A 19,575-nucleotide genomic window follows, 5' to 3' on the forward strand; every position below is an offset into this window, starting at 1 on the left:
CCCTCGCCCCAAGGCGCCGCGAGCCTCGCGCTCCCGCTACTTCACCGTGACGTCGATGCGGGTGCTGTTGTTAGACGTATTGGGATCGTTCACCAGCGTACTGAATATGGTGGCCGTGGTGTCCACTGCCGGCGCGCCCAGGCGGGTCGCTTTCGCCTTCAGCTTGAAGGTCTTTGAGGCCTTTTTCTTCAGGGTTCCCAACTGGCAGGTGACCAGTTGATCGTCCCCCAGGCTGCAGAAACGCGGCAACCGGCTGAAGCGCACATTGTCGGGGAAACGCCCGCTCACCACAGTCTGGGGGGAAGATACCTTGGACCGGTTCTTGATGGTCAGGGAGAAGGTCCGCGTGCTGTTCAGCTTCACCTTGCGCGGCCCGTTGAACTTGATGGAAAGATCGACCGTAGGCAAGTTGCCGGGGGCACCGGCCGTGCCAGCAATCGTGGTGGCAGGGGCCGCTGAATTATTGGAGGGATTCGGATCGGCCTCGCTGGCGCTCACCTGCGCTGAAGCATTGATGCCGCCGAAAGTCGGCGGCGCCACGGTGACGATGCTCGCGCCGACGTTCTGGCCGCTGGCCAGGTTGCCGATAGTACAATCCACGCGGCCCACTGACGGCGTGCAGCCCGCCGAAGCGGATACGAAGGTGACGCCCGCCGGCAGCGTCAGCGAGAACTGCACATTGGATGCGCTGCCGGGCCCATAATTGCTCACCAGTGCGGTGTAGGTCAGGCTGCCGCCGGGGCTGACGGGATCCGGGGCATCGCTGACGCTGACCGCCAGATCAGCCCCCACGGCAACGGCCCGCGTGTGGTCATAGACGAACAAGCCGTTGGCATTGGCCAGCAGCAGATTGGCGCCGCTGACCGCCATGGAGTTCATGCCGGCCAGGTCCTTGTCGATGCTGGTCTTGTCCAGCACAAGACTGGCCGGGTTGCTGGCATCGATCACCAGTAGCTGCGGCTTATCGCCGATGCCGCCCAGCGAGGAGAAGGCATAGCGCCCCCCGCCCAGGCTCAGCATATTGCTCCAGAAGGTTCGGGAGGGGTACGGCAAGACCTGGCTCGCGAGGATCGAAGGATTGCGCGGGTCGCTGAGATCCAGCACCGTTGCGACCAGCCCACCCTGTAACAACCGCTCGCCCTCCGCGAAGGGATTGAACCAGCCACCCTGGCTACCAATCACCAGCGCCCGGTTGCCGTCCACGGCCACCCCGATGGCGTGGCGCGTGCCCGGAATCGCGAGGCTGCGAACCTCCTGCAATTGGGCCGGATTGGAAATATCCACCACCCGCACCAAACCGCTGCCGATTTCCGTTTGGGTACCGGTCACCGAGGTGGAAGCCAGCAGCAGGGTATCGGCGGAAGCCAGCGCCATGCGCCAGACATGGGAATTGCCGCCATTCAGCCGGCAGTCTCCCCTCAGCGTGCCGGACAGCAGGTCACCCTGCTGATTGAACAGCACGTCACCCAACGCCGGACTGGCCCGCGTTGGATTGGCAGGATTGTTGAGGTTGAGGGGAATGGACAACAAATCGCCGCCCTGCTGGAAGATCGTCCGCACCGGCAGATCGAAGCAAAGTTGGAACTGGCTGGCGAAAGCATGGGTCGGCGTCGCAATCAACTGCGCCTGCAGGCTGTATTGCACCAACGGGCTGATGCCCAGGCTGAGGGGGTTGCGGCCATCACCGGACAGCGAAAATACGTGAAGCTGGAAAGGCGAATTGCCGTTGGCTTGGCTGGTGGTGGCCAGCAGCAGGCTCCCGTTGATGGCGCAATCGGCATAGGCCGTGCCCGCGCCAACGGTGCTGACTAAAGTCGGGGCCGCGGGATTGGCGATATCCAGAACACTGATTCCGCCACCGCCGCACACGTAGGCCAGGCTGCCCTTGACCGCCACGCTGCGGGCGTCGGGCGCCGGGTATTGACCCAGGAAGGCACGGGCGGCCTGGGCTTCGGAAACCATCAGATACGCCGCCGCCAGCAGCACCCAGATCCCATACGAGAAGCTTCTCATAACAACCCCCATCAGAGCCGCCAATCGGAAACGCCGAGGCCGCCGTGACACGAATGTCGCAGCGACCTGGACGCGGACAAAGCACAGGACATCGGAATCCTGCTTATATCATGAACATGGGCGCACAGCAGCCTGCGCCCACCTAAAGCCGCAAACTATCCGATCAAGGCGCCAGACCCTGATCGAAGGGCTGCAGTGGTAAATCCCTTCCCCTCTTGCCCACCGCCGGGATCTCCAGCCACTCATCCTGCGCCAGCGTGGTCGCGCCGCGGGCCGTCACCGATGTTTCGTCGCCCACATGGCCGGTCGGAGTCCTCAGCTGCGGATGATCGAAGGGCGCCCGCTCATAGCTCACGCGCGGATCGGTGAGGGTCTTGAGGAAAGCGACCAGCCCCGCCTTTTCCCGATCGGTGAGCCCCAGGGGCTCGATATCCGGGTCCTTCTCAGCGTTGCTGAAATTCCCTCCGCGGTTGTAGAACTCGACCACCTGCTCCAGGGTCGCCATGCTGCCGTTGTGCATGTAGGGCCCCGTCAGGGTCACGTTGCGCAAGGAAGGCGTCTTGAAAGCACCCTTGACCGCGATACGGTCGGACGGCGCGGGCTTCGCGGTGCAGTCCAGCGGATCCACCGGCAATTCGAAGGTGCAGGGATCAATTTCAAAAGGATCCTTGCTGTCCAGGCCAGCCAAGCGCTTCAGGTATTGCTCGCTGAAGGACAGCGGGTTGCCGAAGGGGTCCGTTCCACCTACCGCGATATCCTGACCGGTCGGCGTCACGCCGATGTTGTAAAAGCCATTGTCATACAGGGCGATGTCTCCATCCCCCATGGTCATGCGCTCCACCAGACCGTTCTCCTCGGTCTCGGCCCGCAGCGTGGAACCGGCGCCGGTGAAATCGGGCCCTTTGTGACAGTTGATGCAGTGCCCGCCATTGACCTCCCCGGACCCGGCTGCGCGGCCTTGTCCGATGAACACTTTGAGGCCGAGTTTCTGAAGGGCCGTCAGATTGACGGGAAAGCCATCGGCATCCCGCTCGCCCCGGTCGTACGGCGCGTTGTCGGAAATCAGGGTGGACTCATAGGCCTGAATGGCCAGGCCCCAGAACATGGAGAAATTGGCCTCCATCTGGGTGAAGAGCCGGCTGCTGTTTCTGACCGGGTACCGGCCGCGCGCCGCCCAATAAGACCGGTTAAACGCCTGCTGGATCAAATCGGCGTAGCTGCCAGTCAGCCCTTTGGCGGTCGCGCCGCGGTACGGAGCCAGCACGCTGTCTTGCGCGTGCACTTTCTGCAGGGCCAAGGGTTGCCGGGTCAGCAGCTTGCGCCCCAGGTCGGCGAAGCTGCGGTCGCTGCAGGACATTTCGAAATCGCTGAGGGGCGGGCCGACTGATTGCGAGGCCAGGGCGGAGTTGATCAGGGCCAGCTTGGCGCCGGTATCGACCCTGCCATCGGGCAGCAGTCGGATCACGTTGGCTGACACATCGCGCAAGCCGAAGGGATTGTTGCCATTGAAAACGTTGTTGGCGCGACCGTCCCAGAAACTGCGGTATTGGAAGACCGCATTGATCATGGTCGGCGTATTGCGTGGTTCCACCTTGCGGGTGCCGAGTCCGCCCACATTGAAAATGGGATGATCGCCGCGACGATCACACACGTCCAGGCCGCGCCGCTTACGCGAACTGGTCACAAAGTCACCGGCGAAGGTTCCCGGGGATGACACGACGTCATCCGTGGTGAACTTGACGCCCGAGTCGCGGTCCGCCGGGTCGTTGAACTGGTGAAACGGAAAATCGCCCAGACGAAGGGTGTAATTGGGCCCGCTCGTAGTGCCTCCGGAGGCGACCGGCTCGAAGGTGCTGCCGGTGGCTGCAGCCGCATTGAGAATTCCGGGAGAAATTACGTTCTTGACCCGGTTGTCGGCGCCGGCCTGGAAATGGCAACTGGCGCATGCCAGCCCGTCGCTGCCGGTCTGCATGTCCCAGAACAGGGCCTTACCCAGGGCCACCGCCGCTTCGCGATTGACGATGATGGGATCATTCCCGTCGTAAAGCCCTGGGACTGGTGGGATGGCCAGGGTACCCAGCGGCGGCGGTGGCGAGGCATCGAGCACCGGTGGTGCAGCCATCGGCTCCGTGGAAATAAGGCCCAGCGCTACCGCTAGGGCCACGAAAAAGGCTGGCTTGGTCAGATGTTGCATACGGACTCCGAAGTTCGCGTTGACGTAGAAGAACGCCACGCTCAGCGGGAATCGGTTGCAGTTCGAACCTTCCCCAGGCTTCTTCCCGTTCCCGCCTCCCCGACAGCAGGAGACCAAGATTGCAAGTAGCGCGGCTTACACGGAGTCAACAGCGCAAGTTGGATGCCAGCGGAAGCAAATCATTAGATTACAATTAGTTGCATGCGATTCTGGATATCCACGAAAGAATTGTGTAAACCCCCGAAAATAAGCACACCCCTTATCAAAATCCTTCGCCATGCCTGCTCTTTACCCAGAAGGGCCTGGAACCGTGGGACTTCCAGGAGACTGCCGGCCAGAATGGGATGCCTTGTCGCGTCAAAAGCCCAGATCCAACCCGTATCATCCGCGTGACAGCCACAGAGGAGCATATCCGCAGGATTCTGGGGGATGGGCCAATTTTCAGCGGAAACTGAAAGCCTCCGAACCTGATTTCGCACTATTAACCCGGCCCTTAGTGGCTGGGTTAATGCGGGGCACGGATGCCCCGGCGCGGGCAGAGGCCGCGTCAGCCAAGGTCGGGCTCGTACCGACCTTGGCGTCGGCCCAAAATACCAGGAGGGTATTTTGGGCCTGATCAATAAGACCCTCCGCGTAGCCGGGTTTACGGTTCACAGGCTCACGTGGCGGACTCAGCCGGGCGGCGCGCTTCGCGCTTGCTCCGCTTCCTTTTGCAAGTCGTCAAAAGTCTGTCCTGGCTGGGTGAAATAAACCTTGACCTGCCCGTCCGAGTCCTCGAGCGTGAAACCCGAACCCGCAAATGAAAACCCACCGACCACCTCGGCCACGTTGACCGCCTTTCCATCCTCCGGCGCCAAGGTGGCCCGGCAGAAGCGCTCCGAGCATTGGACCTCGGTCAGATTGACATCCGGTATCCGTGACAGATTTTCTTGCGCCTTTTCCGTTACCGATCGGGTCGCGTCAGGGCTGTAAGAGCCAAGATTCAGGGATTCGTCCATCCATTGCCCGAATTCGGTCTCGGACAACGCCTTGCGCTCCTCCTTGGCGTTCTTGTCTGTCGCCTTCCGATGCTCGGACACGCGCTGTGGCGCATAAGCCCCTCTCTCGGCTTCCATTTTCTGCAAGCGCGCTTCAAGCAATGCGATTTTTTCAAGCAGTTGCTCGTTTTGGTGCCTCTCCGTTCCATCGGGAGGGGCCAGGCTTGGCGCCATGGCACCATTCACCACGCGCACAGAACCATTTGAGAAGGCCTCCTCGGGCGAACTCCAATTCCATGGGAATTCTGCCGTTGCGGCGGCAGCAAGAATCAAGCAAACCGTAACTAAGACCAAGAGAGAGGGGGTACGCATGGCAATGTCTCCAAGCGGTGCGACGGATCAATGCGTCCGCTCGCTAACGAGATGGCAAATGTCAGATCTGTTACCCGTGTGCATCGCGATTGAGCAGGCATGGAAGCTGACATGCCCGCTCAATTACCGAGAACTTCTAGGAAATTGACGTCAGCTCAGTTGTTGTAACAGATGGCGCTGCACTCAACGTCGGCATCGCTGCTCGCACCCAAAACGGCCTCCAGCGTCCACACAACGCCACCTTTCGTGACGCGACAGGTGGCCTTTTCCGAGGCGGTGTCGGTGTCTACCACTGCGGTTCTACTCAAATAGCAGAACGTGCTTGCACTCGGTGACATGTTCACAAACGTGGAGCCAACCGTGTTGTAACGGGTTGCAAACCAGTTCGAATGAGGCGAGACGGCGGCCGCGGGTAAGGCAATCAAGCTCAGGGCCAGCGCAAGCGCAGAAGAAGCAAAGGCGGTCTTTACTTTCATGGGATTCTCTCCATTGAGACTGTTCGACAGATTCACGTTGATCGCTAAAGACCGAATCCGGAATCCCTCCAAACGAAACTAACGGGATCTTGCGGGCTTCGGTGGACATTAAGTTATGATCTTCGTAAAACTATCCCTGTTAAGCATTACCCTTTTGGAAGTGAATTCTTTCTCCAGGTCTTGGGTAATGGACGACGTGGGACCACCGCGCCTTAGGTCAACTGCGCGCCGATTCGATTGTTCGACTGCGATGGGTGGGACACGCCAGTACGGATGAAAAGGCTCTCAGGGCTTTCGCGCCAAGAAGACCGCACGGCACGGGGCGGGCAGGCCCTCGCGGGTTCTGCCCGGGTCGTTGGGGTCAAGAAAGTCGGGAAGGGACTGAAACCGCATCCAGTCGGTTGAGCGCTGCTCCAGACCTGTCGTCTTGCTCACATCCACCAGCCGTGCCTGCACGAAGCCGCAGCGCTTGAGCCAGCCGGCCAAGGCTTGGCAGGTGGGAATGAACCAGACATTGCGCATCTGCGCATAGCGGCCCTCGGGTACCAAAACGCGCTCGCCTTCCCCTTCCAGCACCAGGGTCTCCAGCACCAACTCCCCTCCCGGCCGCAGCAAACCCTTGAGTTCCAGGAGGTGATCCATGGGGGAACGCCGGTGGTAGAGAACGCCCATGGAAAATACGCTGTCGAAAGCGGCCACATCTGTAGGCACATCCTCGATGCCCAAGGGCAGCACATGCACCGGCCAGTCACCGGCAAAATGCCTGATGGCGTGAAACTGCATGACGCTGAGCAGGGTCGGATCGATGCCGATGACACGCCTGGCGCCCGCCCCCAGCATGCGCCAGGCGTGATAACCGTTGCCGCAGCCCACATCGAGCACGACCCTACCCTGCAAGGGCTGCAGGTGCGGGGCGATCCGCCGCCACTTCAGGTCCGAGCGCCACTCGGTGTCGATATGTATGCCATGGATGCGATAGGGGCCCTTGCGCCATGGATGCAGTTCCCGCAGCAAGGCTTCTATTGCGATGCGCAGGTCAGGATCGCAGGATTCGGAACATCCAACCTCAACGGCATCCGCTGTAAAATCCACGCGATTAGCGGGCAGCGAGGGCAACCGCTCCAGGATACCCAGCCAGCGTGTCAGATCGCCATGGGCGGACGGGGACAGGGCCGTCTCACACTTTACGGACAGCGGTTGCAACCACTCCTTGAGACGAGTCGGAGGGCTTGCAGCGAATAAACTACAATATTCCAGCATTTTTCCATTATAAAGGGAGGGCACCTCTGAGAGTCGCCCTGCGTGGGCTCCTCAGGGAGAGCCCGGCCGTCGGCTGGCCGAGTGCCGCCACCACCCGCCCCACACGTAGCCTAGGAGAGAACCATCATGCGCACAAACCACCTGCCCCCAAGCCTTAGGATTGCTCTGGCCGCGGCCCTGGCGATTTCGGCTAACGCCTGCTCTACCATCGAAGTCTACCGGGCGGAGGACACCGAGGAACTTCTGGCTTCCGCCGGATTCAGCATGAAGCCGGCCGATACGCCGGAGAAGCTTGAACACGTCAAAGTGATGCCGCAGCATGTGCTGACGCCCCAGCAAAAGGATGGAAAGACCGTCTACATCTTTGCCGATGCCAGCGCCTGCCGCTGCGTCTACACCGGCACCGAAGAGCAATATAAGCGCTTCCAGGACATGGTTCGCCAAAAGCACATGGACATGGACCAGTTCAGTTCTGGCGCCATGAATGACCCCACATCGGGTGAGTGGGGCGCTCAAGGCACGGGTCCCTGGTGGCTCTATTGAGCCTTCCTGGCCATAGGCTGCCTCGGTCAGCCACCCGCCATGCCGGGCGATTTGTTTCGGATGACCGGGGATTGCCTTCGTGCCGAACGCCCGGACGCTAGCCTGATTGACATGCGCGCCACACCGGTTTCTGCAACACGAGCCGCCTTGAGCATTCCATTCGCGCCCAACCCGCGTAAAGTGGCACTTCCGCCATGAATCGCCAAGAATACCGGCCTCCACACGGCAAGTTGAAGAGTGCAGTCATCCGCATCACCGCGCTGGTAGCCGGCCTAGGCTCGACGCTGTTTTTTCTGCTGACCCTTTGGGAGCACCAGTACGGCGCGAACGCTCGAAGCGGGCCACTGCCAGCGACAGCGGAGGCCGTTCCCATCACCGACGAATCCCAGAGTTACTTCATTGACGCCCTGCACAACGGTGTGGCCGGGGGCCTTTATACCCTCGTGCTGGCCAGCCTGACCGCATTTGCCGTGCTCAAGGCGGTAAAGACATCCCTCGCGCAGCCGCTCGAGGCGCTGTCCCAGGCGCTGCGTTCCATTGCGGCGGACGAGGACGCAGGCCTGCCGCCCCTGCCGGACCATGCCGACGACTCCATCCGGCGATTGTCCGCAAGCATCGATGGCTTGTTGGAACGCTACCATCAGCACTTCGAGGCCAAGCAGGCCTTGCTGAGATTCTCGCTGGACCGTGTCAGCGAAGCCGCCTACCTCGTCGACCGCGATGCGCGCATCCGCGACGTCAATGCTGAGGCCGCCCGGGCCCTAGGGTACAGCCGCGAACAGTTGCTGCGCATGAGCATCCCCGACATCGATCCGGAATTTTCCATGGAGCTCTGGCGTAAAGAGGGCTTCAAGGTTAAGCCGGACCAGACCCTGACCTTCGAGACCGTGCACAAAGCGGCGGACGGCCGGACCTTTCCGGTGGAGATCAGTGCCGTCTACTCTGAATTCGATGGCCGGCCCTACAACCTGGCGCTAGCCCGGGATATCAGCGAGCGCAAGAAAGCGGAAAGGGAACTTCGGGCCAGCGAGGCGCGCTTCCGACACCTATTCGAGGAATCACCGGTCGCCTACCAGTCCCTGGACATCCAGGGTCGCTATCTGGATGTGAATCCCGGACTCTGCCGCCTGCTGGGATATGCGCGCGACGAGCTGATAGGGCGCTGCTTCGATGAATTCTGGGTCGACGAGATACAACCACAATTCCCCAAGGAATTCGAGGGGTTCAAGCTCCGTGGTAAGGTCAACAACGAACTGCAACTGCGCTGCAAAGATGGCAGGGTGTTGTTCGTTGCCCTCGACGGCACCATTCAGCGCGACGAAATCGGGAAGTTCGTGCGCACCCACTGTATTCTGCACGACATCACCACGTACCGCATGGCGGAGCAGGCGCTCATGCACTATGCCGCCATCGTGGCGTCGTCGGAGGATGCCATCATCAGCAAGGACCTGTCCGGCAAGATTACGAGTTGGAATGGGGGCGCGGAATCCCTGTTCGGTTATCGGGCGGAGGAGATGCTGGGAAAGCCCATCGCGGCGATAATTCCCGCTGACCGGTGGGAAGAAGAAGGCATGATCATGAAGGGAATCAGCGAAGGCCGGACTTTCAAACATTATGAAACCCAGCGACGTCGCAAGGATGGGCAACTGGTGGATGTCTCCGTCACGGTTTCGCCGGTCAAAGACAGACAAGGCGGTATCGTTGGTGCGTCGAAGATTGCCCGCGACATCACGGAACGAAAGCGGGTCGAGAAGGAACTGCAGCGGCATCGTGAGCATCTGGAGGAATTGGTGGCCGCTCGGACCAACGCCCTGGAGGCACTCAATGGCGAGTTGGAGGCCTTCTCCTTCTCGGTATCCCACGACCTGCGCACCCCTCTGCGCGCCATTGACGGCTTCTCCCGGTTGCTCGCCAAAAAATATGCGGGCCATTTAGATGAGGAAGGGCATCGCCTCATTAGTGTGGTGTGCCAAAACACCGAGCGCATGTCACAGCTCATCGACGACATACTGGCATTTTCGCGGGTGGGTCGGGGCGAATTGCACCCGGCGCCGGTGGACATGGAGGCCTTGCTACTGGATGTCTGGACGGAACTGGAGCCGCACCGCCAGGGACGCAAGATTCACCTGGAGTTCGCGCCGCTGCCGCCTGCGCTGGGGGACGCCGCCTCGCTGCGCCAGGTCTGGTCCAACCTGCTCTGCAATGCCATCAAGTTCACCCTACCGAGGGCCGAAGCCCACGTATGGGTAGACGCGCGCCAGGAAGGCCGGGATAACTGGTACCGGGTACGCGACAACGGGGTCGGATTCGATCCAGCCTATCGCCACAAGCTCTTCGGCGTATTTCAGCGACTGCACGCGGTGGACGAGTTTGAAGGTACCGGCATTGGCCTTGCCATCGTCAAGCGCGTGGTAGGGCGGCATGGTGGCCGCGTCGATGCGGATGCCACGCTTGATCAGGGAGCCAGTTTCAGCTTCACCTTGCCCGCTGCCGACACTAAGGCGTGAGTGCCAGCGCACGAGGAAGGCGCAATCCCGGCATGGCGGCATGGATCGGCGGGACGCTCCGGCCGCGGACCGTAACGCCCTTTACGGTGAAACGGATGGATGTCGGCCCTCTCCCGGCGGTCCCGCGGCTGGCGCCGGAGCGAAGGTGTGACGGAGCATTGGTAACATGCGCCGATGGCCGCCCGAAATTGAACACTGAATCCGAAGGACTCTGCGACTCAAGCCATCACAATCTCAAGGCGGAGCCAGACTCATGAACGGGCTTTCCCTGCCGACCGTCATGCTCGTCTCCGGGCTGATCTCCTGCCTGGTCGCCACTTTTTATGTCGCACTATCGCGCAATCACCTCTCGCCCGCGGCGACCCGCTGTTACCGCCTGCTTGCGATCGCTTATTTCACCTATGCGGGTCGTCTCGCCTGCCAATTGCTGACACTCGCCGGACAGGCTGATCTGCGCCTGCCCAGCGATCTGCTTTATGTCGTCTGGGTTACGGCCTTGTGGCTCGGCATACGCGCTTACGATCCGGCCAGGCGCAGCCACCCCGGCCTCTTTGCCACGCCGGTCCTGATGATGCTTTGGGTGCTGGCCGCGAGAGCCGCCGACCTCCCATTTTCCTTGAGTACCGCACCGCTCCATGCCGCGGGCGCCAGCTTGTTTGTGCTGGCCGGCGTTTACCTCTGGCGCTTGCGGCGCGAAGACCACAATTGGGTTCCGCCAGTGCTGGCCGTCCTCATGTGGCTGCATGCCGGCAGCACGGCCTCCTATCCGTTTACACGCCTGACCTGGTATGCGCCGTACGGCTTTACCCTGTTTGCCCTGTTTAGCGCCGCCATCGGCATGGGCCTGATGGTGATGGCCCTGCTGGAGGAGCAGCACGCCCTGCGCAATGAGATGGCAGCCCGCAACGATGCGGAAGCCGCCCTGGCCCGTTCCTATACCTTCCTTAACACCCTCCTGACCCATTCCCCGGCGGGAATCACGGCCTATGAGGGCGAGACCGGCAACTGCGTGCTCGCCAACGAGGCCATCGCCGAGATGATCGGAGGGCCAGCGGCGGAATTGCGGAGCCATAACTTCCGGGACATCAAGGCGTGGCACGAATCGGGCCTGCATGAACTCGCCGAGGCCAGCTTGCGCGATGGTCAGACACGTCATCGGGAAGTCGTCCTGCACACGCGCTATGGGAAAACGGCTGCCTTGGATTGCTTCCTGTCCCGCTTCCTGGTCGGCGATAGGCCTCACTTGCTGTTCACCGCCTCGGACATCAGCAAACGCAAGCGCGCGGAGGAGGAACTGCGCAGGCATCGGGAACACCTGGAGGACTTGGTTAGGGCTCGCACGGAGGCCCTGGCGGCGGCCAACCAGGAATTGGAGGCCTTTTCCTATTCCGTGTCCCATGATTTACGCGCACCCTTGCGTGCCATCGACGGATTTTCCGCTCTGTTGACGAAACGCTACGAAGAAATCTTAGACCCCGAGGCAATACGCCTGCTCCGAATCGTGCGCGGCAATGTCACGCGCATGGCGCAGCTGATCGACGACATTCTCGCATTTTCAAGAACCGGACGTCAGGAACTGCATCACTCACACGTGGACATGGAGTCCCTGGCGCGAAGCGCATGGCAGGAGCTGGAAGCCATGCGAGCCGGGCGGGAAATACGTCTGGAGCTCAAGCCCATGCCCCCGGCCCGGGGGGACGCCGCCATGCTGCGGCAGGTTTGGCTGAACCTGCTTGCGAACGCAGTCAAGTTCACCCAAACCAGGACCGTGTGCCATATCGAGGCGGGTGGTATGAAGACGATCGGTAAGAACCTATACTATGTGAAGGACGACGGGGTCGGCTTCGACCCTACCTACCGCCACAAACTTTTTGGCGTCTTTCAACGATTGCACGCCATTGATGAATTTGAAGGCACCGGCATCGGCCTTGCCATCGTCAAGCGGGTCGTGCCCCGCCACGGCGGCTCTGTCGACGCGGAGGCCCGGATCGGCCACGGCGCGACCTTCCGATTTACCCTTCCGATGGAAGGAGGCTGACCATGTCCGTACACGATGCAGTTGAAATTCTCCTGGTCGAGGATAACCCCACCGACGCCGAACTCACCATCGAGGCGCTACGCGAAGGCAACCTGGCAAACCACCTGGTCTGGTTGAAGGACGGAGCGCAGGCACTGGACTTTATCTTTGGACGCGGCAACTATGCGGACCGTTCGGAAGATGCCCCACCGAAGGTCATCATGCTGGACCTGCGATTGCCAAAGGTGGATGGCATGGAAGTCCTCAAGGCCATCAAGGCCGACGAGAAGACCCGCGGCATTCCGGTGGTGGTGCTGACCTCGTCCAAGGAAGAGCGCGATGTGACCGAGAGCTACGGTCTGGGTGTCAACAGCTTCGTCAGCAAACCGGTGGAATTTGAGGCCTTCGCGCGGGTTGTGGCGCAGTTGGGCCTCTACTGGCTTCTGCTCAACCGGCCGCCCAGACCCTAGACAGGGCGAGTGCGATAATGGCTGACGACAATCTGGCCGCCCCCCCGACAGCCGGGGATGGGGCAATCCGCATCCTGATGCTGGAGGACAGCGCGCTGGATGCGGAGCTCATGGAAGTGGCGCTGGGCGAAGCCGGGATCGCATTCACCGCGCGGCGCGTACAAACCCGCGACGGATTTCTCGCCGCCCTGGCGGAATTTCACCCGGACATCGTCCTCTCCGATTACAACCTTCCCACGTTCGACGGTCGCACCGCCCTCGATCTGGTCTTCCAGTTTTATCCGCACACGCCGGTGGTCATGGTTACGGGGGCCATGGGCGATGAATTGGCGGTTGAACTGCTCAAGGCAGGCGCGCGCGACTACGTGCTCAAGGACCGTCTCGCCCGGCTGCCGGCCGCGGTGAGCCGGGCGCTGGCCGAAGAGCGCGAGCGTCGCGATCTGCAAATGGCGCAGAAAGCCCTGCGGGACAGCGAGGAGAAATTTCGCGCCATGAGTGCCTCGGCCCAGGACGCCATCATTTTGATGGACGGCGGGGGGCGCATTTCGTTCTGGAACGCCGCAGCGGAAAAGATCTTCGGCTTCACGGAACGCGAAATCGTCGGGCGCGAGTTGCATACCCACCTGGCACCGGAGCAGTACCACGCGGCATTCCGCGCCTCCTTCGACAAATTCTGCCAAAGTGGCCAGGGTCCCGTCATCGGCCGAACCCTGGAACTGGTCGCGAAGCGCAAGAGTGGCAAGGAATTTCCGGTGGAGATTTCCCTGTCGGCCGTTCGTCTGGAGGACAGCTGGAACTCCATCGGCATCGTGCGCGACATCACAGCACGCAAGCAAACGGAACAGGAACTGCACGCGCGGGAGCAGGAGTTTCGGGCACTGGCGGAGAACTCTCCGGACGAGATCATCCGCTACGACCGCCAATGCCGTCTCATTTACCTCAATCCAGCCTTCGAGCGCACGGTCGGCCGTCCGGCTAGCGAACTGCTGGGCAAAACACCCACCGAAACGTCACCCGGGGCGCTCAGCATCGCGGCGTACGAGCTTGCGCTGAAATCCGTCTTCGAGCAGGGCGCACCCGACGAAATGGAGCTGCAATGGGATTTCGGTCCGGCGCAAAAGCGCATCTGCAACTATGTGCGCCTGGTTCCCGAATTCGACGACCAAGGTCGGGTCGCCACGGTCCTGGCCATCGCCCGCGACATTACCGCGCTGAAGGAGGGCGAACGGCAGCTGCGCACCCTGGTGGAAAACCTGCCGGACATGATCATGCGTTTCGACCGGCACGTCCGCCTCACCTATGCCAGCCCCAGCGTCGGCCGCAATTTTGGGCTGGCGCCGGAAAGCATCATCGGAAAGCTCGCCTCGCAGGTTTTTCCGCGAGAGCCTGGGCATGAAACCAATTTGTCAGCCTTGGTGAAGCAAGTCTTCGAACGAGGAACCGCCAACGGCTGCGAGGTGTCCTGGAGCATACCGGAACTGGGCACAAGGACATTCGACGTGCGTCACGTCCCCGAGATTGGCGAGGATAGCCGGGTTGTGAGCGTGCTCGGAATCGCGCGCGACGTCACCGAGAGCAAGCGTTACGAGGAAAAACTGCGGCAGGCGCAGCGGGCCTTCGACAACACCACGGAAGGCATCATGATTACGGACGCCCAGGGGCGCATCGTGGCAGTGAATCGCGCCTTCTCCACCATCACCGGCTACTCGGAAGCCGAAGTGCTGGGAAAAAACGCCAAAATCCTCGCCTCCGGCAAGCAGGACCCGTTGTTCTACAACAACCTCTGGGCGTCCCTGAACCAGACCGGCGTCTGGGTGGGCGAGATATGGAACCGGCGTAAGAATGGTGAAATCTACCCGGAGTGGCTCACCATCAGCGCGGTGGAGGACGGCGAAGGCAAAGTCACGCATTACGTGGGCGTCTTCAGCGATATCACCTCGGTGAAGCGTTCTCAGGAAGCTCTGGACTTTCTGGCGCACCACGATTCCCTCACCGAGCTGCCCAACCGCCTCTTGTGCAAGAGCCGTCTTGAGCACGCTCTGCACCATGCCAAACGCGACGGCTCCCAGTTGGCGGTGCTGTTCGTGGATCTGGACCGCTTCAAAGGCGTCAATGATTCCTTAGGCCACCCCGTCGGCGACGAGCTGCTGCGTACGATTGCGCGCCGCATGTACGAGCGACTGCGCAGCGAAGACACCCTGGCGCGCATGGGTGGCGACGAATTCGTCGTATTGCTGGAGCAGGAGGTATCCCCCCGCAGCGTGGCCCAGGTGGCCGGCAAACTAAGGGATCTGTTCGTTGAACCGCTGACCTTGGGCGGCCACGAACTCTACATTACCGCCAGCATCGGTATCAGCCTTTACCCTGCCGATGGCGAAGATGCGGACACCCTTTTGCGCAATGCTGACCTTGCCATGTACCAGGCCAAGAACCAGGGCCGCAACACCTTTCAGTTCTACTCACCGGCACTCACGGTCCAGGCCAACGAACGCCTTCACCTGGAGAACGCGCTGCGCCGCGCCATTAGCCAGGAGGAGCTTACACTCGCCTATCAGGCGCAGGTGGATCTCCACAGCGGCGCGCTGCTCGGCATGGAAGCCCTGCTCCGCTGGCACCACAAGGAGCTTGGATGGGTCTCTCCGTCCCGCTTCATCCCTGTGGCCGAGGAGACCGGCCTGATCGAGCGTCTGGGCAGTTGGGTGCTGCACCAGGCCTGCCGGCAGATGCTCACTTGGCGCGACGAGGGTTTGGACGTGCCGCGCATCGCCGTGAACCTGTCGGTACAGCAGTTGGAGCGGGAGTCCCTGCCGACGCTGGTGGCGGAGGTCTTGCGCGAAACTGGATTGGAGGCGGAGCAGTTGGAACTGGAAGTCACCGAATCCATGATCATGCGCGAGCCAAAACGCGCCCGCGCCGCCATGGATGGCTTACGGGCCCTGGGTGTGAAGCTGGCCATCGACGATTTTGGCACCGGCTATTCCTCTCTTAGCCACCTGAAGCAATTGCCGCTGCATCGCCTGAAGATCGACCAGTCCTTTGTGCGCGACCTCGGCAAGGATCCCAACGATGAGGCCATCGCCCGCGCCATCATCAGCATGGCTGCGAGCCTCGGTCTGGACGTTCTGGCGGAAGGCGTTGAGACTGCGGAGCAGGCGCAGTGGCTGTTGCGGGAAGGCTGCCGCTTCGGCCAGGGCTATCTGTTCGCCAAACCGATGCCGGCCGGCGAAGTTTCGCGGGCCTGGTTGCAGCCGAGCCAGGGCAGCAGGGCCATCGCGGCGGATGAGACACCCTAGAATCGGCGTTTTCCGCCACTCCAGCCCCACACCGCTCACCACGCCGCCGGTTTGACAGTCGCCGCGCCGGCGGCATAGCATGCAGGTCAATGGAAATCTCAGACACGGCCAGCGTCGAGATCCTTGTCTTCGGCGAAGTGCTGGCCGACCAGTTTCCCGACGGCGACCGCATCGGTGGTGCGCCCCTCAACGTTGCCCGCCATCTACAGGCATTCGGAGCGCGTCCGAGGCTGCTCAGCCGCATCGGCAGGGATGAATTGGGCGAGCGCCTCCTGCGGCTGCTGCGCGGCTGGGGCATGGAGACTGCAGGCATCCAGACCGATGACCGGCACCCCACCGGCCGCGTCCAGGTGCATATGGCCGCTGGCGGCCACCGCTTCGAGATCCTGCCGGACCAGGCCTACGACCACATCGAAGCCGCCTTGACGTTGGACCACGCGCAGTCTCCCCACCTGATCTATTTCGGTACCCTGGCCCAGCGCAGCGCGGGCTCGCGGCAGGCGCTGCAGGCCTTGCTGGGCGGGACCGGTGGCAAGCGTTTCCTTGATCTAAACCTGCGCCCACCTTGGTTCGACCGGGACATCATCGAACGCTCCCTGGAAACGGCTGACCTGCTCAAGCTCAATGGCGAGGAACTGGCCGTTGTCGCGGACTTGCTGGAATTGCCCAAAGCGGCCGCACGCGAACAGGCCACTCGCCTGATCGCAGGCTATGACCTCGAAGCCATCCTGGTGACGGAAGGCGCGGAAGGCGCCTGGATGCTGGATGCTGCGGGGGCGTTGACTCGGACCGAGACCGCTTCGAACAACGCCGCCCCGGTCGCGGGCGACACCGTAGGCGCTGGCGATGCCTTCTCCGCCGTCTTTATCCTGGGGCTGATACGCGACTGGCCTCCTGAACGCACCCTGCGCCGAGCCCATGCCTTTGCCGGCGCCATCTGCAACATCCGCGGCGCGGTGCCGCTGGACGAATCCTTCTACCTGCCCTTTCTGAACGACTGGGAGTACACACCCGCCACCTAGCTAAGCCCTGGCCCCGGCAAACATGGGAGATGACCCGCCATGATCGAAGACCTCATTCAATTCAGCGCCGAGCACCGCGACACTGTCTACATGCTCCTCAGGCGCTATTTCTCCGAGAACCGTCAGTTCCTCCTGCAGAGCGATATCTGGCAGGTATTCTGTGCGTTCTGCGCCGAGCAGCACTGCGAGGAACTGAAAAGCTCCAGCTTCGGCCGCGCCGTCCGCCAAGTGGAAGAAGCTGTGCTGGACACGCCCTGGGCCTATTTCGCCAGCCGCGAGAGCGTGGGAATCTGGCGTTACGGGCGCATCCACTTCGAGAACCTGGTGACGGAGGAAATCCCCGTCGACACCTACCTGAGCTTCAAGGAGCGGCGCGCCAGGCCCGACCTGCCGGCCATGGACACCCTGGAGATCGACCTGGGTCCCTTTAACCGCGAATTTCCCAAGATCAAGGATGCGCGATCCATCGGCCAGGGAATGACCTTCCTCAATCGCCAGTTGGCCAGCCGCTTGTTCAACAACCCGCGGCAGGGCGAGACCGAACTGTTGCGCTTCCTCAGCATGCACGCCATCGATGGGCAGACGCTGCTGGTCTACAGCCATTTCGACAGCGCCAAGACCCTGCGCGGGGCATTGCGCCAGGCGCTGGCCTGGCTCGAGCGCCAGGACGAGTCTCTTCCATGGAATGACTGCGCCGAGACCCTGCGCGGCCTGGGTTTCGCCCCCGGCTGGGGCGACTGCGCGGCCCGAGTGGCGGAGACTATGGGCTTCCTTTTGGATATTCTCGAAGCGCCCTCCCCCGAAACCCTGGAGGCCTTCCTCGCGCGCATCCCGATGATTTCGCGCCTGCTGATCCTTTCGCCACACGGCTTCTTCGGCCAGGCCAACGTGCTGGGTCGCCCTGACACCGGCGGCCAGGTGGTCTATATCCTCGATCAGGTGCGGGCGCTGGAATACGAAATGAAGAGCCGCCTGGCCAGCCAGGGGTTGCATGTCGCGCCCAAGATCCTCATCGTCAGCCGCCTGATCCCGGAATCCCAGGGCACCACCTGCAACCAGCGCCTGGAGAAAGTCAGCGGCTGCGAAAATGCCTGGATCCTGCGGGTGCCCTTCCGCCGCGACAACGGTGAAGTGGTGCCCCACTGGATTTCCCGATTTGCGGTCTGGCCTTATCTGGAACGCTTCGCCCTGGATGTCGAGCACGAGGCGATGGCGGAACTGTCCGGGCGGCCGGACATGATCATCGGCAACTACTCCGACGGCAATCTGGTGGCCTCCCTGCTCAGCCGCCGCCTGGGCGTCACCCAGTGCAACATCGCTCACGCCCTGGAGAAGACCAAGTACCTCTATTCGGACCTGTACTGGACCGACAACGAGGCCAACTACCACTTCTCCTGCCAGTACACCGCCGATTTGATCGCCATGAACGCGGCAGACTTCATCATCACCAGCACGTACCAGGAGATCGCCGGCACCGAATCCTCCGTGGGTCAGTACGAAAGCTATTGCCGCTTCACCATGCCGGGCCTGTACCGGGTGCTGGGCGGCATCGAGCTCTATGACCCCAAATTCAACATCGTCTCGCCGGGGGCCAGCGCCGGCACCTATTTTCCCTATACCGACACCGAGCGCCGCCTCACCGGACTGGCCCCGGAAATCGAGCGCCTGCTCCACGGCGATCTGGAGCCCGGCACGGTGCGCGGCGTCCTCACGGACAGGGACAGGCCGCTGATCTTCACCCTGGCGCGGCTGGACCACATCAAGAACCTCACTGGCCTGGTGGACTGGTACGGCCGCTCGCCGCGGCTGCGCGGCCTGGCCAATTTGCTGGTGGTCGGGGGCTACATCGACGCGGAGCAATCGGGCGACAACGAGGAACGGCACCAGATCGGCCTCATGCACGAACTCATGGACCGCCATGGGCTGGATGGGCAGATGCGCTGGGTGGGGTTGCGCCTGGATAAGCAGATGGCCGGGGAACTCTACCGCTGCGTGGCGGACGGACGCGGGGTCTTCGTCCAGCCGGCCTTGTTCGAGGCGTTCGGCCTGACCCTGATCGAGGCCATGGCATCAGGATTGCCGGTGTTCGCCACGTGCCACGGCGGGCCGTCGGAAATCATCCAGCACAACCGCTCGGGATTTCACATCGACCCCAACAACGGCGACGCCGCCGCGGAATTGATCGCCGACTTCCTGGAACGCTGCCAGGCTCAGCCGAAGGAATGGGAGCGCATCTCGCGGGGTTCCCTGGCCCGGGTGGAGAAGCGCTACACCTGGAAGCTCTACGCCGAACGCCTGATGACCCTGTCGCGCATCTATGGCTTCTGGAAATTCGTCAGCGATCTGGAACGGCAGGAAACCCGGCGTTACCTGGACATGTTCTACCACCTGCAGTTTCGTCCGCTGGCTAAGACAGTTCCGACGGACTGAG

At 62.0% G+C, this 19,575-nt stretch carries 12 protein-coding genes; 7 read left to right on the forward strand and 5 right to left on the reverse strand.

Translation table 11 applies throughout. From position 1 onward, the window contains the following. Window positions 1–36: 36 nt before the first annotated feature. The 5 genes from EK23_RS21595 to cmoB all read right to left on the reverse strand — a co-directional run bounded on the left by EK23_RS21595 (window position 37) and on the right by cmoB (window position 7,292). Window positions 37–2,013: a DUF11 domain-containing protein gene (locus EK23_RS21595; protein ID WP_158002462.1), complete on the reverse strand. Its 1,977-nt coding sequence runs from the start codon at window positions 2,011–2,013 to the stop codon at window positions 37–39. Between the two features lie 163 nt (window positions 2,014–2,176). Continuing rightward, on the reverse strand, window positions 2,177–4,207 hold the full coding sequence (locus tag EK23_RS06890) for a cytochrome-c peroxidase (RefSeq protein ID WP_052808003.1): 2,031 nt from the start codon (window positions 4,205–4,207) through the stop codon (window positions 2,177–2,179). 671 nt (window positions 4,208–4,878) lie between these two features. Further along, window positions 4,879–5,418: a hypothetical protein gene (locus EK23_RS06900; RefSeq protein WP_145998585.1), complete on the reverse strand. Its 540-nt coding sequence runs from the start codon at window positions 5,416–5,418 to the stop codon at window positions 4,879–4,881. A gap of 293 nt (window positions 5,419–5,711) precedes the next feature. Next, window positions 5,712–6,032: a hypothetical protein gene (locus tag EK23_RS06905; RefSeq protein ID WP_045224584.1), complete on the reverse strand. Its 321-nt coding sequence runs from the start codon at window positions 6,030–6,032 to the stop codon at window positions 5,712–5,714. Between the two features lie 285 nt (window positions 6,033–6,317). Then, on the reverse strand, window positions 6,318–7,292 hold the full coding sequence (cmoB, locus tag EK23_RS06910; RefSeq protein ID WP_082054000.1) for a tRNA 5-methoxyuridine(34)/uridine 5-oxyacetic acid(34) synthase CmoB: 975 nt from the start codon (window positions 7,290–7,292) through the stop codon (window positions 6,318–6,320). A 126-nt stretch (window positions 7,293–7,418) separates the two neighbouring features. On the opposite strand from cmoB, the gene EK23_RS06915 reads away from it, so the two are divergent. From EK23_RS06915 to EK23_RS06945, 7 genes are all read left to right on the forward strand, one after another. Then, window positions 7,419–7,835, forward strand: coding sequence for a hypothetical protein (locus tag EK23_RS06915; RefSeq protein WP_052808004.1), 417 nt, complete (start codon window positions 7,419–7,421; stop codon window positions 7,833–7,835). A gap of 194 nt (window positions 7,836–8,029) precedes the next feature. Then, the gene (locus EK23_RS21600; protein ID WP_082054001.1) at window positions 8,030–10,342 is read left to right on the forward strand and encodes a PAS domain S-box protein; all 2,313 of its coding nucleotides are present in this window, start codon (window positions 8,030–8,032) and stop codon (window positions 10,340–10,342) included. Window positions 10,343–10,595: 253 nt separating this feature from the next. Continuing rightward, entirely contained in the window at window positions 10,596–12,380 is a 1,785-nt protein-coding gene (locus EK23_RS21605; protein WP_052808006.1) for a sensor histidine kinase, read from the forward strand. Window positions 12,381–12,382: 2 nt separating this feature from the next. After that, a complete protein-coding gene (locus EK23_RS06930) occupies window positions 12,383–12,829 on the forward strand; it encodes a response regulator (RefSeq protein WP_045224586.1) in 447 nt (148 codons plus the stop codon). Between the two features lie 17 nt (window positions 12,830–12,846). Then, window positions 12,847–16,122, forward strand: a complete 3,276-nt coding sequence (locus EK23_RS21610) for an EAL domain-containing protein (protein ID WP_052808007.1) — start codon at window positions 12,847–12,849, stop codon at window positions 16,120–16,122. An 89-nt stretch (window positions 16,123–16,211) separates the two neighbouring features. After that, entirely contained in the window at window positions 16,212–17,144 is a 933-nt protein-coding gene (locus EK23_RS06940; RefSeq protein ID WP_045224587.1) for a PfkB family carbohydrate kinase, read from the forward strand. Window positions 17,145–17,183: 39 nt separating this feature from the next. After that, window positions 17,184–19,574, forward strand: coding sequence for a sucrose synthase (locus tag EK23_RS06945; protein ID WP_200892108.1), 2,391 nt, complete (start codon window positions 17,184–17,186; stop codon window positions 19,572–19,574). Window position 19,575 lies beyond the last annotated feature (1 nt).

The organism is Methyloterricola oryzae (assembly GCF_000934725.1).
Lineage (GTDB): Bacteria > Pseudomonadota > Gammaproteobacteria > Methylococcales > Methylococcaceae > Methyloterricola > Methyloterricola oryzae.